Annotated in this window: 13 protein-coding genes; 8 read left to right on the top strand and 5 right to left on the bottom strand. The window is 64.8% G+C overall.

The annotated features are described in order from the left end of the window. The first annotated feature begins 63 nt into the window (after positions 1-63). Positions 64-1,290 (top strand): acetoin utilization protein AcuC, encoded by a 1,227-nt coding sequence (locus tag FGL95_RS03480; protein WP_169584781.1) that lies wholly within the window; start codon positions 64-66, stop codon positions 1,288-1,290. A gap of 34 nt (positions 1,291-1,324) precedes the next feature. Continuing rightward, positions 1,325-3,952: a bifunctional acetate--CoA ligase family protein/GNAT family N-acetyltransferase gene (locus tag FGL95_RS03475; protein ID WP_169585215.1), complete on the top strand. Its 2,628-nt coding sequence runs from the start codon at positions 1,325-1,327 to the stop codon at positions 3,950-3,952. A gap of 117 nt (positions 3,953-4,069) precedes the next feature. Here FGL95_RS03475 and FGL95_RS03470 read toward each other — a convergent pair whose 3' ends face one another. The 3 genes from FGL95_RS03470 to FGL95_RS03460 form a co-directional block, all read right to left on the bottom strand. Continuing rightward, positions 4,070-5,038 carry a sigma-70 family RNA polymerase sigma factor gene (locus tag FGL95_RS03470; RefSeq protein WP_169584780.1) on the bottom strand — a complete coding sequence of 323 codons (969 nt, stop codon included), beginning with the start codon at positions 5,036-5,038 and terminating at the stop codon, positions 4,070-4,072. Between the two features lie 177 nt (positions 5,039-5,215). Next, entirely contained in the window at positions 5,216-6,688 is a 1,473-nt protein-coding gene (locus tag FGL95_RS03465; RefSeq protein WP_169584779.1) for a DUF7782 domain-containing protein, read from the bottom strand. A 22-nt stretch (positions 6,689-6,710) separates the two neighbouring features. Then, positions 6,711-7,067 (bottom strand): DUF3099 domain-containing protein, encoded by a 357-nt coding sequence (locus FGL95_RS03460; RefSeq protein ID WP_169584778.1) that lies wholly within the window; start codon positions 7,065-7,067, stop codon positions 6,711-6,713. Between the two features lie 64 nt (positions 7,068-7,131). Between FGL95_RS03460 and FGL95_RS03455 the strand changes: the two genes are divergently transcribed. Next, positions 7,132-7,377 (top strand): DUF3039 domain-containing protein, encoded by a 246-nt coding sequence (locus tag FGL95_RS03455; protein ID WP_206071409.1) that lies wholly within the window; start codon positions 7,132-7,134, stop codon positions 7,375-7,377. Here the strand turns inward: FGL95_RS03455 and FGL95_RS03450 are convergent. Beyond that, a complete protein-coding gene (locus FGL95_RS03450; RefSeq protein ID WP_169584776.1) occupies positions 7,350-8,510 on the bottom strand; it encodes a YihY/virulence factor BrkB family protein in 1,161 nt (386 codons plus the stop codon). The genes FGL95_RS03455 and FGL95_RS03450 overlap by 28 nt on opposite strands. A 148-nt stretch (positions 8,511-8,658) precedes the next feature. Between FGL95_RS03450 and FGL95_RS03445 the strand changes: the two genes are divergently transcribed. Beyond that, complete coding sequence (locus FGL95_RS03445; protein WP_169584775.1) at positions 8,659-10,398, top strand: DEAD/DEAH box helicase family protein; 1,740 nt, start codon at positions 8,659-8,661, stop codon at positions 10,396-10,398. A gap of 67 nt (positions 10,399-10,465) precedes the next feature. On the opposite strand, the gene FGL95_RS03440 is transcribed toward FGL95_RS03445, so the two are convergent. Beyond that, positions 10,466-10,660, bottom strand: coding sequence for a DUF7455 domain-containing protein (locus tag FGL95_RS03440; protein WP_169584774.1), 195 nt, complete (start codon positions 10,658-10,660; stop codon positions 10,466-10,468). A 185-nt stretch (positions 10,661-10,845) separates the two neighbouring features. Between FGL95_RS03440 and FGL95_RS03435 the strand changes: the two genes are divergently transcribed. The 4 genes from FGL95_RS03435 to FGL95_RS03420 all read left to right on the top strand — a co-directional run bounded on the left by FGL95_RS03435 (position 10,846) and on the right by FGL95_RS03420 (position 15,267). After that, the gene (locus FGL95_RS03435) at positions 10,846-11,202 is read left to right on the top strand and encodes a DUF952 domain-containing protein (protein WP_169584773.1); all 357 of its coding nucleotides are present in this window, start codon (positions 10,846-10,848) and stop codon (positions 11,200-11,202) included. A gap of 39 nt (positions 11,203-11,241) precedes the next feature. Next, positions 11,242-11,724 carry a cation:proton antiporter regulatory subunit gene (locus tag FGL95_RS03430; RefSeq protein WP_169584772.1) on the top strand — a complete coding sequence of 161 codons (483 nt, stop codon included), beginning with the start codon at positions 11,242-11,244 and terminating at the stop codon, positions 11,722-11,724. 62 nt (positions 11,725-11,786) lie between these two features. Next, positions 11,787-12,995 (top strand): cation:proton antiporter, encoded by a 1,209-nt coding sequence (locus FGL95_RS03425; RefSeq protein WP_169584771.1) that lies wholly within the window; start codon positions 11,787-11,789, stop codon positions 12,993-12,995. 64 nt (positions 12,996-13,059) lie between these two features. Beyond that, positions 13,060-15,267 carry an EAL domain-containing protein gene (locus FGL95_RS03420; protein WP_206071405.1) on the top strand — a complete coding sequence of 736 codons (2,208 nt, stop codon included), beginning with the start codon at positions 13,060-13,062 and terminating at the stop codon, positions 15,265-15,267. The last annotated feature ends 162 nt before the right edge of the window (positions 15,268-15,429 follow it).

Genomic DNA, 15,429 nt, shown 5'->3' with positions numbered 1-15,429 from the left:
GCTCATCCTAGGAACACGACGACCGCCCTTTACCTTCCCACCGGGCACAGTAGCGTGAACAGCATGGTCTCGCCGCCGCGCAACGATGCCAATACCGTCATCTGGTGTCCGCAGTATCTGGGGTACAAATGGTCGCCGACGCACCCGATGAATCCCATCCGTCTCGATCTGACAATGCGTCTTGCGACAAACCTCGGATTGCTGGAAGGCGTGGAAACTATCGAGCCTGCGGCAGCGGGCGAACCCGACCTCCTTCGCATCCACACCGCGAGCTATATCGAGGCGGTCAAACACGCAGGCGACAACCCAGCCCAGCCACAAGGCCTCGGCGCACCGTACGGACTCGGCTCCGACGACAACCCGATCTTTCCCAAGATGCACGAGGCTGGGTCGATCGTCGCGGGCGGCACGTTGACCGCCGCACGCGAGATCGCGGCAGGCCGAACCAAGCGAGCGGTGAGCATCGGGGGCGGAATGCACCACGCGATGGCGAATATGGCTTCCGGGTTCTGTATCTACAACGACATCGCGGTTGCGATCTCCTGGTTGCTGGACAACGGCTTCGATCGCATCGCCTACATCGATGTCGATGTTCATCACGGTGACGGCGTGCAGGCCGCGTTCGCAGCCGACCCTCGGGTGCTGACGATTTCGCTGCACCAACATCCGGCGAGTTTGTGGCCCGGCACCGGGTTTCCCACCGAAGTCGGCGTCGGTGCGGCGGAAGGCACCGCCATCAACGTCGCCTTGTTGCCGGGAACCGAAGACTCCGCGTGGCTGCGGGCATTTCACGCTGTCGTTCCGGGAGCGATCGCGGCGTTCCGCCCCCAGATCGTGGTGAGCCAATGCGGTGTCGACACCCACCGGGAGGATCCGCTGGCCGACTTGCGGCTCACCGTCGACGGTCAACGCGCGGCGTTCCGGGCGATGCGCGACCTCGCAGACGAGCACGCAGAAGGCCGTTGGCTTGCCGTCGGCGGTGGCGGATACGGCCTGATCCGCGTGGTCCCGCGGTCGTGGACGCATTTGCTGGCGGCCGCGCTCGACCGCGATATAGACCCGGACACGCCTGTTCCACAAAGTTGGCGCGACCATGTCGGATCGATTGCGCCGCGCGCGGACCTTCCAACGACGATGGGTGAGGGGGCAGACGTATCGTTTCGACCGTGGGACGGCCCCGGCGGTGTCCAAGAAAACCTGGCCACCCGGCACGTCGATTCGTCGATAGCAGCGACCCGCCGCGCGGTCTTTCCGTTGCTCGGCCTGGATCCGGACGACCCACGTGACTGAACCCGAACCCGCGCCCGCGTTTCCAGACCACTGGATGGCCGACGTCCTCGCATCCGACGGCGGCGTCGTGCACATGCGGCCGATCACGCCCGCCGACGCCGATCGGCTCGTCGCGTTTCACAGCGGGTTGTCGGAGCGCACTCGCTACCTGCGATATTTCGGTCCGTACCCGACGATGTCGGCGAAAGATGTTGCGCGGTCGACGAATGTCGATCACCGCAACCGAGTCTCCCTCGTCACGATCCTCGGTGGGGAGATCATCGCGGTCGGACTGTACGAGCGCCTGAAAGACCCGGACTCATCGGAAGCGTGGTCCAACTCGGCCGAAGTCGCCTTCGTCGTTGCCGACGCACACCAGGGGCGCGGCCTCGGCTCGATCCTGCTCGAGCATCTGGCAGGCGCAGCGGCGGAAAACAGTATAGACGTGTTCGTTGCGGAGGTGCTAGCGGAGAACCGTGGGATGGTGACGGTCTTCAAAGAGGCCGGCTACCAGGTGAGCCGCAGCATCGACGGCTCGGTCCTGCATCTGGAATTTCGGATCGATCCGACCGAAGCGTTGTTGTCGGTCCGCAATTCGCGAGAGCGTGCGTCGGAGGCGCGCAGCGTGCGAAATCTGTTGTCGCCCACATCGGTTGCGGTGATCGGTGCCTCGACTCAGGTCGGGAAGGTCGGTAACACCGTCCTGTCCAACCTTCTCGGTGCGAACTTCACCGGTCCGGTCTTCCCGGTCAATACCGACCGCCGCTCGGTCCAGGGGGTGCGCGCCTATGCCACGGTTCGCGACATCCCGGACGACGTCGACCTTGCCGTAGTTGCGGTCCCTGCGACGCAGATCGACGCTGTGCTCGACGACTGCATGGAAAAGGGCGTCAAGGGTCTGATCGTGCTCTCGGCCGGGTTCGCCGAGACCGGCCCGGACGGGTTCGAAGCGCAGCGACGCCTCGTACAGGAAGCGCGTGGGCATGGGATGCGGTTGGTCGGGCCGAATGCGCTCGGTATCGCCAACGCCGATCCCGCTGTGGCCCTCAACGCCACCCTCGCGCCCGTGATGCCCGCCAGAGGGCGGGTGGGCTTCTTCTGCCAATCCGGTCCACTCGGTGCCGCCATTCTCGGCGAGGCACACGCCCGCCGACTTGGGTTGTCCACGTTCGTTTCTGCTGGAAACCGAGCCGACGTCTCCGGTAACGACCTGCTGCAGTACTGGGATTCCGATCCCGAAACCGACGTGATTCTGCTGTATCTGGAGAGCTTCGGTAATCCGCGCAAGTTCTCTCGGATCGCGCGGCGCGTAGCTCGGACCAAGCCGATCGTCGCCGTACGAAGTGGGCGAGGGGCCACGCGCGCACGAGGAGCGCATACGGAGATCATCGACAACTCGATCGCGGCGGACCTATTCGCTCAAGCCGGGGTCATTCAGGTCGAATCGATTTCCGAGCTGTTCGACTGTGCCGTGCTGGTCGGCTATCAGCCTTTGCCGACGAGTTCGCGACTGGCTGTTGTCGGGAACAGCGCCGCGCTGGCGTGGCTCGCTGTCGGTGCCGCCGAGGCGGAAGGTCTCCTCGTCGACGACCCGATCAATTTGCCGCCGGAAGCGGGTCCGGACGATTTCGCCGAGGCTGTACGGTCCGCGATCGCCGCGCCCGACATCGGCTCGCTGATCGCCATTGTGGTGCCGCCGGTGTACGTGCAGATGGCGCCGTTTGCGGCGGCTCTCCGGTCGGCCGTGTCAGGCTTCGACAAGCCTGTCGTGACCACGTTCTTCGCCGAGCAAGGCATTGCGCAGGGGCTGGAGGTCAACGGTCCGGACGGCAACCCCATCGCGGGGTCGATTCCCTCCTACCCCGATCCGGAGCGGGCTGCGCGGGCACTGGGGCGGGTGTGGCGGTACTCGCAATGGCGGTCCAGGCCGGCCTCGCGGGTCGTTCGGCCGACCGGTATCGATGCCGATCGGGGTCGAGAACTCATCGCCGGATGGGCGGAGAATGCCGGCAGTCGCTGGCTGTCCGATCTCGAAGTCGTCGAGTTGCTCGCCGCCTACGGGATCGACATCGTCGACTTCCGCGAAGTCTCGTCTGCCGACGAAGCAGTCGCTGCCGCCGCCGAGCTCGGCTACCCGGTGGCCGCAAAGGCGACCGGCGAAATGTGGCGGAGCAGACCCGATCTCAGCGGAGTGCGCCTCGACTTGAACTCCGAGGAGTCGGTCGGGACCGCCTATCACGACCTGGCAGCAGTCTCCGGCCAGCCGCTCCTGCACATCCAGCGGATGGCGAAGAGGGGAGTGGGGTGCGTCGTGCGCGTGCAGGACGATCCGTCGTTCGGGTCCGTCGTCTCGTTCGGCCTCTCGGGGCTCATTCTGGACCTGCTGGGCGACCGCGCCTACCGAGCGCTCCCGCTGACCGAAGACGATGCGCACATCCTGGTCGACGCCCCGCGAGCGGCTCCGCTGCTGTCGGGAACCGCAACGACCGAACCGGTTGACAAAGAGGCGCTTGTCGATGTGCTGCAACGGATTTCGGCGCTCTGCGACGATCTGCCGGAGATCAGGGAATTGCTCTGTGAGCCGATTCTCGCCTCCCGGCACGGAGCAGAATTGTTGTTCGCCAGAGTGCGAATCGGACCCGAGCCGAGTCATCTCGACTTGGGTCCGCGTCGATTGAGCTAATCGATATTTTCGCGTCGGTCGGATCGTCTGCCTGAGGGGGGCTACAGGCGATCCGACCGGCGCGGAGGGTGACCGTCGGCGACCGTGGTCTACCGCCAGCACACCAGCTTCCGGTGGCTAACTCGCATACGCGCGCAGTCGTTCGGCGCGATCACCCTTGCGGAGCTTGCCCATGACCTCGCGCTCTATCTGGCGAACACGCTCACGGGACAGTCCGAACAGTTTGCCGATCTGATCGAGGGTGCGTGGCTGACCGTCTTCGAGGCCGAACCGCAACTTGATCACCTGCTGTTCGCGCTCGTCGAGCGTGGCCAGCACCGTGCGTACGTCGGAGTGCAGCAAGCCGGCAATGACCGCGCTTTCCGCCGAGGTCGCCTCGGAATCCTCGATGAAATCGCCGAGCGGAGCTTCCTCGTCGCTGCCGACCGGCATGTCGAGGCTCACCGGATCGCGGCTGTGGTCGAGGAGGTCGGCGATCTTGCCGACCGGGATGCCCGACTCGCGAGCGAGCTCGTCGTCGGTGGCCTCACGCCCGAGCTGCTGGTGCAGCTCGCGCTTGATGCGCGCCAGCTTGTTCACCTGCTCCACGAGGTGGACTGGCAGGCGAATGGTGCGGCTCTGATCAGCCATGCCGCGGGTGATGGCTTGCCTGATCCACCACGTCGCGTACGTCGAGAACTTGAAGCCCTTGGCGTAGTCGAACTTCTCCATCGCGCGGATGAGGCCGAGGTTGCCCTCTTGGATCAGGTCGAGCAGTGGCATGCCGCGGCCGGTGTAACGCTTGGCCAACGACACGACGAGGCGCAGGTTCGCTTCGAGCAGATGAGCGCGTGCGGCTTGACCTTCGCGGACAATCTGCGCGAGATCGTGCTTGCGGGTCATCGACAGGCGCTTCGCGGTCGCGAGGACGTTCTGCGCGTACAGACCCGCTTCGATCCGCTTCGCGAGATCGACCTCTTCTTCAGCGGTGAGCAGCGCTGTACGGCCGATCCCGTTCAGGTACACGCGTACCAGGTCGGCTGCGGGGCTCTGTGCGTCGAGATCGGCTTCGCTCGGTCGCAATCGAGTGGTGGTGGGTCGGGTCATGACGGTCCTCCCTCGTCGGTGGTGTCTCACTCAGATCAACGGCGCGAACGTGTGAAAAGTTCCCGGACTGCTGCAGCCCAAAAGCGCGCTGAGCTGCAGCTTCATGCCCGTCGTCCTGAGAAGTTGCTGAGAACCACAGAAGATGTCGAAGTCGCGGGAACGCGAGCCGAACCGGACCTATCGAGGTGCGATCACGCCGTGCCGAACCAGCGCCTCGGCAAGCTGTTTCGCGGCAGCCACAAGCTCCGTATCCGGCAGTTCCCCTGTATGTGCGATCGCGAGCATCGCAATCAATTCGTGCAACGAAAGTCCGTCGCCGCGCATTCCGCGAACGAGCGCGGTGGCCAATTCGTCGAGTTCGTGCTGCCAGCGCGGTCCGGTGGTTCGGTGCAGCCGCGTCGCCACTTCTTCCCACCCATCACCTCCTGGCTGGTAGATACGTTCCAGCGCGACCGCCGGTTCGATCGAAAAACTCGTCTCGAGAACGTCGTTGTCCCGTAGCCATGCCGAACGTTCGAAGTAGGCGAGCGCTTCGTCGCCGAGCGGGTCGTCGTAATCGTGCGTTAGGTCTTCGGCGAGCACATCGGATGTTCCGTCGATCTGTCTGAGGAATACGTACCCGAATCCGATGCCGTTAACACCTGCCGCGGCGAAATGGTCCAGCCAGCGCTCGGCCTGCTCCTTCGCAGCGCTGTCGCGCGGATCCAAGCCGGCATCGCGCAGCCACGTGCCGACGTACAGCGCTGGATCGGCGACGTCGCGCTGGACCACCCACGCGTCGATTCCTTCGTCCGGGATCCAGGACGCGACGCGCGAGCGCCAGTCTTCGCCCGCCACATGGACCCACGATGCGAGCAGAGCTGCCGTGCCGCCCTCGGCGAGAAACTGTGGAACCTGCGAGACGACCAGCTTGCTCGCGCCGTCCAGATCGAGCCCGGAGTCTCGGTAGGTGTGCTCGACCCGAGCCGGCCCGACCACGAACGGCGGATTGGCCACGATCTGGTCGAATCGCCTGCCCGCGATCGGCTCGAACCACGAACCTTTCAGCAGTTCGATATCCAGACCGTTCAGCGCGGCTGTCGCCGCAGCCAGCATGATTGCGCGCGGATTGACGTCGGTGGCCGTGACCCGTTTCGCATACCCCGCGGCGTGCACTGCTTGGACACCGCAGCCGGTGCCGAGATCGAGGACCGAATCGACCGGCGCTGTCGGTGTCGCCCGCAGCAACGAATACGACGCGTGGCCCAGACCGAGCACGTGATCGGCCGTGATCGACCGCGCTGCCATCGCGTCGTCGAGGTCGGAGATGATCCAGCGATCGCCCGAGCCGAGATCCACCGGCCGTAGGTCGAGCGCGGTCCGCACCTGTGTCCCGTCCCGTTCCAGCAAACCGGCTGCGACCGCGAGGTCGGTCTCGAGCGGTGCCAGGGCCGCCGCAACCTCGTCCTCGGGGCAGTCGTCCGCCAGCAGGAACAACCGAATCAACGTCCCCAGTTCACCAGCGGAGCGCGAGACCCGCCGTGCGGGCACCGACTCCGAGCGCGTCAACGCCGCGTGGGCATCGGGTCCGAGCAGGTCGACAAGGCCATCGGCGGTGAATCGGTTACGGACGAGGGCGGCACGAAGCGGTCCGCAGATTTCGGTGAGCACGCCAACATTGTTGCGTGGCGACTCAGCCGTCGATGATCGTGTGCCGTGCAGGCTCGATCGCTGGCGCCGCAATCGGTCCGGCGGTGTAGGCCAGTCGTTCCTTCTTCTTCTTGGCTGGCCGATCGTTAGCGCCGAGAACGGCGATCCACGGGATCGGCACTGACGCAACGATGATTGCGATTGCGACCCACGGGTTTCCGAGCTCGCTGTAGGCGATTCCTGCCAGTATCAAGGCGGGAATTCGGATCGACATGAGAATCGTGTACCTGCGCACGCGGGCGCGGTGCTGGACCTCGAACGACTCCGCCGCCTCAGTGATGACTGCAGGATGCCGCGCAGACCCAGTGTCGTCCCACGCTTCGAATCCGGCTCGTGCCATAGCTCCACCTTCCCACTCCTGTGACCGAAATGCACCAGCCCGGGCGTGTCGGTCATAAGGCATCATGGAAGCCGTGAGCACCGAGACCAAGGTAAGGCCGGATTCGACGACCGACGAATCGACCGACGACGACACTCCCAAATTCTTCCACTACGTCAAAAAGAACAAGATTGCGGAGAGCGCGGTGATGGGCACCCACGTCGTCGCTCTCTGTGGCGAGGTGTTCCCCGTCACGCGATCCGCCAAACCCGGATCGCCGGTGTGCCCCGAGTGCAAGAAGGTCTACGAGGGGTTGCGCAAGGGGGAGTGATCCCTGGGCCGAGCAATCGGCTCCGTTTTGCTGTCGGCGATGGTGTCGTCGCTGTCGGAATCCTCACCCCACCCGACCGCCCTGGTCGCGACTCGGATCGGACCGGTCGCCAGCTGTTTGGCAAGGCTGACCGGGCCGATCGTCGCAGGGTCCTCGCCTGCTTGGTTGGCGAGCCATTCCTTGACCTGCTCCATGCGGGTCGGTCTGGCCGGCCAGAACTCTTGGATCGTCGCATTGAATTCCGCGCCCAGGATGACCGCGAAGCCGAGGAAGAACGTGAAAAGCAAGAACGCGATCGGTGTCGCCAACGCGCCGTAACTGACCCCGGACTGCGACGCCCAACTGAGGTAGCGCCGCAGTGTGGCACTGGCCCCCATGAAGAACACGCCCGCGACGAGCGCACCGAACAGCAGGCGATGCCAGGGCAGCGATTTGTGGAGCGCGAGTTTGTACAGGGTCGTGAGTCCGACGATCAGCAGCGCGCCGACGCCGGGGTAGTAGAAGAAATCCAGCAATCGGGTGCCGACCTCACGCCAATCCTCCGGCAGCCCAGCAGAGATCCGTGCAGGTCCCAGCGCGACGAGCGGGAGAATGAAGACCGAGGCGATGAGGAACTGGATGTAGAGCAGCAAGGCGAAGATCCGTTGCCACAAGGGGTTCCGGGCGTCCTGTTGGCCGTGCGCGTCGACGATCGAGTCGACGAATGTCGACATGGCCGACGAACCTGCCCAGAGCGACAGGATGAAGCCGACCGAGACGATGCCGACGCGCCCGCGCTGCAGGACGTCGGTCACGGTCGGTTTGATGATTTCCTCGACCACGTTTGCGCTGAACGTCCGGTTGCTGAAACTGATGATCTTCTCGTGAATGATGTCGACGGTGTCCGGCCCGAACCACCCGCCGACGTAGCCGAGGCAACCGAGTAAGCCGAGCAGTAGCGGTGGCAACGACAGCGTTTGCCAGAAAGCGGCGGTCGCCGACTTGGAGAAGATGGAATCGTCCCAGGCTTTGGTGATCGTTCGCCAGAAGACCTGCCAGGTGCGCACGAAAGGCGATACGCGCGCTACTGCGACCGCGCCGCCCGGTTGCGCAGCGGCGTCGCGACCGGTGTCGGTGGGGCTCGAATCGCTCATGATGACTCCAGCATTCCTGACAAACACGCATTGCGCCTGCTAGACGCCGCCGTGTCCTTTTTCTCACCGCGCTGACTTCACGATCTGTCGGTTCACCCCGCTAAGCTCACGTGGCAAACGTAAACCAACGCAAAGGAGTCCGGCGGTCGTGCTGACAGAAGGACGCGAGTCAGCAACATCTGCGGGGCCCAGCACTGGCGGTGGCCTTCGCGTGTGGCAGCGCCGCGCTCTGACGAAATATTTGTCATCGAAGCCGCGCGATTTTCTTGCCGTCGCCACACCAGGTGCAGGAAAGACGACGTTCGCCCTGCGTATCGCTGTGGAGTTGCTCGCGGACCGCACGGTCGACACGGTCACGGTCGTGGCACCGACCGAACACCTCAAACACCAGTGGTCCGAGGCGGCGCAGCGCGTCGGCTTGGCGCTCGATTCCAGGTTCTCCAACTCGACGGGCTCGACGTCAGCCGACTATCACGGCGTGGTGCTGACCTACGCCCAGGTGGCTGCTCATCCGACCCGGCACCGAGTGCGCACCGAGAATCGCAAGACGCTGGTGATCCTCGACGAGATTCACCACGGCGGTGACGCGAAGAGCTGGGGCGACGGAGTCCGGGAGGCCTTCAGCGATGCAACCCGTCGCCTGGCCTTGACCGGAACGCCGTTCCGCAGCGACGACAGCGCGATTCCATTCGTCACCTACGAACCGGATGCCGACGGCTTCCAACGATCCAAGGCGGACCACTCCTACGGCTACGCGGACGCGCTGAAGGACGGCGTTGTGCGGCCCGTGGTGTTCCTCGCCTACACCGGCGAAGCGCGATGGCGCGACAACGCAGGCGAGGAATTCACCGCGCGCCTGGGCGAGCCGTTGTCGGCAGAGCAGACGGCCCGTGCGTGGCGGGTGGCGCTCGATCCGACCGGCGACTGGATTCCGGCGGTACTGAGTGCGGCAGATACCCGCCTCAGCCAACTGCGCCGCGACGGCATTCCCGATGCGGGCGGCTTGGTCATCGCAACCGATCAGGCGACCGCTCGCTCGTACGCGGATCTGCTCGAAGCGTTGACGGGGGAGCGGCCCACGGTCGTGCTGTCCGACGATCCGACGGCGTCGAGCCGCATCGCCGAATTCGGCGGGTCCGACAAGCGGTGGATGGTCGCGGTCCGGATGGTGTCCGAAGGCGTCGACGTGCCGCGCCTCGCGGTCGGGGTGTACGCGACGAGCGCTGCCACCCCGCTGTACTTCGCCCAGGCGATCGGGCGCTTCGTGCGTGCGCGTCGCGCTGGGGAGACGGCGAGTGTGTTCCTTCCGTCGGTCCCGGTGTTGCTCGACCTCGCGAGTCAGCTGGAAGCCCAACGCGATCACGTGCTCGGCAAGCCGCATCGCGTCAAAGAAGGTTTCGACGACGACTTGCTGGCCGACGCCAACAAGCAGAAGGACGAGCCAGGCGAGGACGAGAAGTCCTTCGAATCTCTCGGCGCTGATGCCGAACTCGACCAGGTCATCTTCGACGGCTCATCGTTCGGAACGGCGACTTTCGCGGGCAGTGACGAGGAAGCCGACTACCTCGGATTACCGGGCCTACTCGACGGCGACCAGATGCGGGCGCTGCTGCGCGACCGCCAGGACCGGCAGATGGTCACCAGGCAAGCGGGCAGCGCACAGACCGCGATTGCCCAAGAAAAAGCTGCCGGACGTGTTGCTGCCGCGCAGTCGTTGTCCGACTTGCGCCGGGAGCTGAACGGTCTCGTCGCTATGCACCACCACCGAACCGGAAAGGCGCACGGCATCATTCACGGCGAGTTGCGTCGCGAGTGTGGTGGTCCGCCGACGGCTATCGCCAGCGCCGAGCAACTCACCCAGCGCATCGCTGCCCTGCGCCGCTGGTAACGCTTCGAGGTACAAAACAGCGGGCGACCCGAAGGCCGCCCGCTGCGATTGTTTCTCGACGAAGGGTCTACAGCGCTGGGACTGGTTCGGCCTCGATGGTTGCCTGAAGCTCGCGAAGCTTGTCGTTGTAGGCGTTCGCGTGGTGCTGGCAAAAGAGAAGCTCTCCACCGGAGGCAAGCACTGCGCGTACCTTTGCGGCGGCACCGCACCGATCACACCGGTCCGCAGCGGTCAGCGGGGTGATTGTCAGGGTTCCTGGCATGACTCCTCCGTCCTAGCTCTCGGTCTGCACCGATTGCATTGGGCCTCGTCCACCGCATCTTCTGAGCGGTAGAACTACTGTGTCAGACGTTTGGGACGAAGGCTTTGTTCCCAAAGGCGTTTCACTGTGTTGTCACTAACACGAAACACGGTGGTTTCGTGCCGTGTGAGAAAGGACTACCCACGGTGCCCAAACTTCACACACTTCTCCATATCTGTTCTGCCGAGGATTGGTTAACAGCGCGTGGCGAGAGCGAGTATCGGCCCAGTTCACTGGTCTCCCAGGGTTTCATCCACCTGTCGACGCCGCAACAAGTCCACCTTCCGGCGAACCGGATTTTCGCCGGCCGTACCGACCTCGTCCTCCTGCATCTGGACCCCCGCCGCCTGAATTCGCCGGTCCGGTGGGAAGCGGGCGTGGAATCGGATCCCGCTGATTCGAAGTTCCCACATCTGTACGGACCGCTCCCGACAGCGGCGGTGACCGCCGTCGTGGAGTACCTGCCCGACTTGGACGGCCGCTTCGCACCCTTACCCGGATAAATCGCCCCCTCCTCGGTGCACAGGGATACTCTCGAAATCGTGAACGTGGAAGTGACTCCGCTCCCCGGAATCGGAGTTCGAAAAGATTTCGAACTCGCCTCCGGGCGGCGTATCGGTGTCGTCTCGCACCGCGACGGAACGACCGATCTGATCGTGTCGAAGCGCGACGATCCGGACGCGTGCGCCGCACAGGTGCCGCTGTCGAACGAAGAGGCCGCGGTCCTCGGCAACCTGCTCGGCGCGCCGCAGCTCGTTGCGCAGTTGCAAGAAGAGCATCGCGACCTTCCTGGAATCAACACCAAGCAGCTGCCGATCGGGGACGGGTCGCCCTACGACGGTCGGACGCTGGGTGACACCGCGATGCGGACCCGGACCAAGGTGTCTATCGTTGCGGTCATGCGCGCCGGCCAGGTACATCCGTCTCCTGGGCCGGATTTCACGTTCACAGCCGGCGATCTCCTTGTCGTCGTCGGAACTTCAGAAGGCCTCGACGGCGCAACCAAGATCCTCGCCCACGGGTGAGGCCGGTGTCCCGCGCACCTTCAGCGAGCACCAGTCCCGCACAAGCGACGGGCTGATCGGCGATGGGCAACAACGCGCTCGCACTGGTGGAACTGGGCGCCGTGTTCTTCGCCCTCGGTGTACTCGGCCGTCTTGCAGGCCGCTTCGGCATGTCTCCGATCCCGCTTTATCTGATCGGTGGGCTCGCGTTCGGCTCGGGCGGCGTGATTCGACTCGACGTCGCAGGCGGGGAGTTCAGTCACGTCGCGGCCGAGATCGGTGTCGTGCTGTTGCTGCTGCTCCTCGGTCTCGAATACACCGCCCCGGAGTTGGTGACCGGACTGAGACGGTCATGGCCTGCGGGTCTCTTGGACGTCGTCCTGAACTCGACGCCAGGTGCTGTCGTCGCACTGATTCTCGGCTGGGGACCGGTCGGTGCCCTTGCCATGGCAGGCGTCACCTACATTTCGTCGTCGGGGATCGTGGCAAAAGTGCTCACCGACCTCGGCAGGCTCGGTAACCGCGAAACACCGGTCGTGCTGTCGATACTCGTGTTCGAAGACCTTGCGATGGCGCTCTACCTGCCGATTCTGACCGCGATCCTCGCCGGGGTCGGCTGGCTCGGTGGCTTGAAGGCACTGGGTATCGCCTTGTTCGTGATCACGTTCGTGCTCGTCGTCGCCCTGCGGATGGGCCACTACGTCTCCTGGATCGTCGACAGTTCCGATCGCGAAGTCTTTCTGCTCAAGCTCCTCGGCGCTGCGTTGCTCGTCGCAGGAATTGCCTCGTTCCTCCAGGTTTCCGCCGCTGTCGGTGCGTTCATGTTGGGCATCGCCATTTCGGGCACGACCGCTCGCGATGCCGCCAAACTGCTGGAACCGCTGCGTGATCTATTTGCCGCGATGTTCTTCGTCGTGTTCGGGCTCAGCACCGATCCCGCCAGCATTCCGCCCGTCCTCGGCTGGGCGATCGTGCTGGCAGTCGTCACCACCGCGACGAAGATCGCAACCGGATGGTGGGCGGCAAGCAGGCAGCGCGTCGCGAAGATGGGTCGCGCCCGCGCAGGCGTGGCACTCGTTGCGCGCGGCGAATTCTCGATCGTCATCGCAGGCTTGGCTGTCACGGCGGGTGTCGTCGAGAACGAGCTCGCCGCGCTCGCGACGACTTACGTTCTGCTGATGGCCGTCATCGGACCGACGGCCGCGCGGTTCGTCGAGCCGGTCGTGCGGTGGGTCCAGCGTTCCAAGGGCGATCCTCGCGAGGCCGGCAAGGATCCGTTCTTCGCCGGATAACAATCTCCGCAGGACAGCGGGGTAGCGGCTTACTCTGAACACACCCAGTGAATGCTGGCCTTTCATGAAGCGAGTTGCGGTGCACGACGCGATAGACGATCTCGGGATCCTGCGCTCGGTGTTGGATCGATCGCGCGACGGTATCGCCGTGTCGGACATGTCGGGACGGATTCTCTACGTCAATCCAGCCGGTCTCGCGCTGGTCGGGTTGGCCGAAGTGCCCGACGACGGGTCGGTGACGACCCGTGGCTTCTTCACTCGCTCTGGAATGGCGGTCGCGGGCGAGGTCGAGTCGGCGCTGCAACGTTTTCGAGAGTGGCGCGGTCTCACCGAATTGCAGCACTTCGGCACCAAGACACCGATCCCGGTGGAGGTGTCGGCGTTCGTTGTCGACCGCAGCTGCGGTGGACAGAGCGTCATTGTGTCCATCACGCGGGATCGGAGCGAAGGCCACAGCCACGTGCAGTGGCAGGCTGCTGTCGAGGCGTCGGAGTACCGCGCCGCCGAACAGCAGGCGGTGGCAGAGCTGAGCACCTTGGCTCTCGACGGCGAACTCGACCAGCTACTCGCCGCCGCGACCACAGCTGCGTCGAAATTGATGGGCGTGCATCGATCGATGATCACCCGACCGATCGACGGTGACGACGTCAACATCGCGGTCGTGGCATTCGCCGGCCAGCAGCCGCGCCCGGCCATCCTGCCCGCGGGCTCGAACTCGTTGATGGGCTACGCGCTGGTCACCAACAGCGTGATCATCTGCGAAGACCGTGACCTGGAGACCCGCTTCTCGACCGTGGCGATGGCCTCTTACGGCTTCCGCAGCGGCGTCTGCGTCCCCATTCCAGGGGCGGACGGGCCGTGGGGTGCCCTTTCGGTGCACGCCAACCAAAATCGGATATACAGCGACCGCGATGTGTCGTTCTTGCAGACAGTGACCGGTGTGCTGTCGGCGGCGATCCGTCGTATCGACCTCGCCACGCTGCTCCACGAGCGCAGCATGCACGACCCGCTTACCGGCCTGCCCAATCGAACGTTGGCGTACGAACGGATCGAGCAGGCACTGGCGCGGGCCGAAGTGGCCGGCACGTCGATTGCGGTGTTCTTGCTCGACATCGACGATTTCAAGATCATCAACGACAGCCTGGGTCACGAGGCGGGCGATCGTGCGTTGCTGCGCTTCTCCAGTCGGTTGGCCGCTGCCGCGCGGCCAGGGGACACGGTGGCGCGCGTCGGCGGCGACGAATTCCTGATAATTGCCGAAGGCGTCGGCGGTGTCGACCACGCGCAGCAGTTGGCCAACGTTTTGTCGGAGTCGATCAGCAAACCACAGGCACCGGGGTACGAACCGACACCGCTGAGCGCGAGTATCGGCATCGCGATCTCCGACGCGAATTCGACTCGGAAGGAACTCATCCGCCGCGCCGATCTCGCGATGTACAGGGCGAAAGACACCGGCACGGGCGGCCACGCCGTTTTCGATCACGACGATGTGTACGACGCGGACCGGACACGTCGCCTGTCCGTCGACCTGCGCTCTGCGCTGGGTCGGGGCGATCTCAGTCTGCGATATCAGCCGATCGTCGACATCACCACGCGGCGGATCGTCGCGATGGAAGCGCTCGCGCGCTGGACCCATCCCAGTCTCGGTGTGATCGATCCGGGCGAGTTCGTCGCCGTCGCCGAACGGACCGGCTTGGTCGGCGATCTCGGCGAGTGGGCGCTGCACACCGCGTGCACGCAGGCTGCGTCGTGGCAAGCGTTCTCGGATGTGGGCGTTCGCGTCAACGTCAGCGCGTTGCAGCTGCGCGATGCCGCATTCGTGGGGAAGGTTGCCACTGTGTTGGCGTCGACCGGCCTCGACCCGGCGGCGTTGGGATTGGAGATCACCGAGACTGTGTGGGTCGCCGACACCGTTCGGGTGGCGGGCACCCTTGCCGCGCTACACCGGATCGGTGTCGGGATTTCGCTCGACGACATCGGCAGCGGGTACAGCTCGATCGCCTATCTGAGCCGGTATCCGGTCTTCGAATGCTTCAAGATCGACCGGTCCTACGTCGAAGACCTTCCCGCCGCGCGGCCCAAGGCCATCGTCGGCGCCATCGTGATGCTGGCGCGTGCATTCGATCTCACCGTCGTCGGTGAAGGAGTCGAGACCGTCGAGCAACTCGACACTCTGCAGGCCTGCGGCTGCGACCTAGCCCAGGGCTATCTCCTCGGCAAACCGATGACTGTCGACGAAGCGACCGCCGAACTTCGCAAGCAAAGCACCTGAACCCACGCGTGCACACCCCCCGCGCTGGTCAGCCCTCGGGCTGGCACCGGCTCCTGCTGAGCGGGAGAAAGTCGCCGTCGCAGTAGCGTGACGACCCGTGCGCGCGTCTTACCTCCAGAGGGGTAAAAATCGCGCACAGTTGCGCTGGTGGGCTCAACCAGA

It is taken from the genome of Antrihabitans stalactiti, from assembly GCF_012932915.1.
Lineage (GTDB): Bacteria > Actinomycetota > Actinomycetes > Mycobacteriales > Mycobacteriaceae > Antrihabitans > Antrihabitans stalactiti.
The sequence above is the reverse complement of the archived record's forward strand: the minus strand, read 5'-3'. Positions and strand labels throughout refer to the sequence as shown.

Coding starts and splice junctions, on each gene's coding strand:
- FGL95_RS03475 (WP_169585215.1), top strand. CDS start 1,325: ATGGCCGACGTCCTCGCATCCGACGGCGGCGTCGTGCACATGCGGCCG.
- FGL95_RS03460 (WP_169584778.1), bottom strand. CDS start 7,067: ATGGCACGAGCCGGATTCGAAGCGTGGGACGACACTGGGTCTGCGCGG.
- FGL95_RS03470 (WP_169584780.1), bottom strand. CDS start 5,038: ATGACCCGACCCACCACCACTCGATTGCGACCGAGCGAAGCCGATCTC.
- FGL95_RS03480 (WP_169584781.1), top strand. CDS start 64: ATGGTCTCGCCGCCGCGCAACGATGCCAATACCGTCATCTGGTGTCCG.
- FGL95_RS03455 (WP_206071409.1), top strand. CDS start 7,132: ATGGAAGCCGTGAGCACCGAGACCAAGGTAAGGCCGGATTCGACGACC.
- FGL95_RS03420 (WP_206071405.1), top strand. CDS start 13,060: ATGAAGCGAGTTGCGGTGCACGACGCGATAGACGATCTCGGGATCCTG.
- FGL95_RS03425 (WP_169584771.1), top strand. CDS start 11,787: ATGGGCAACAACGCGCTCGCACTGGTGGAACTGGGCGCCGTGTTCTTC.
- FGL95_RS03440 (WP_169584774.1), bottom strand. CDS start 10,660: ATGCCAGGAACCCTGACAATCACCCCGCTGACCGCTGCGGACCGGTGT.
- FGL95_RS03450 (WP_169584776.1), bottom strand. CDS start 8,510: ATGAGCGATTCGAGCCCCACCGACACCGGTCGCGACGCCGCTGCGCAA.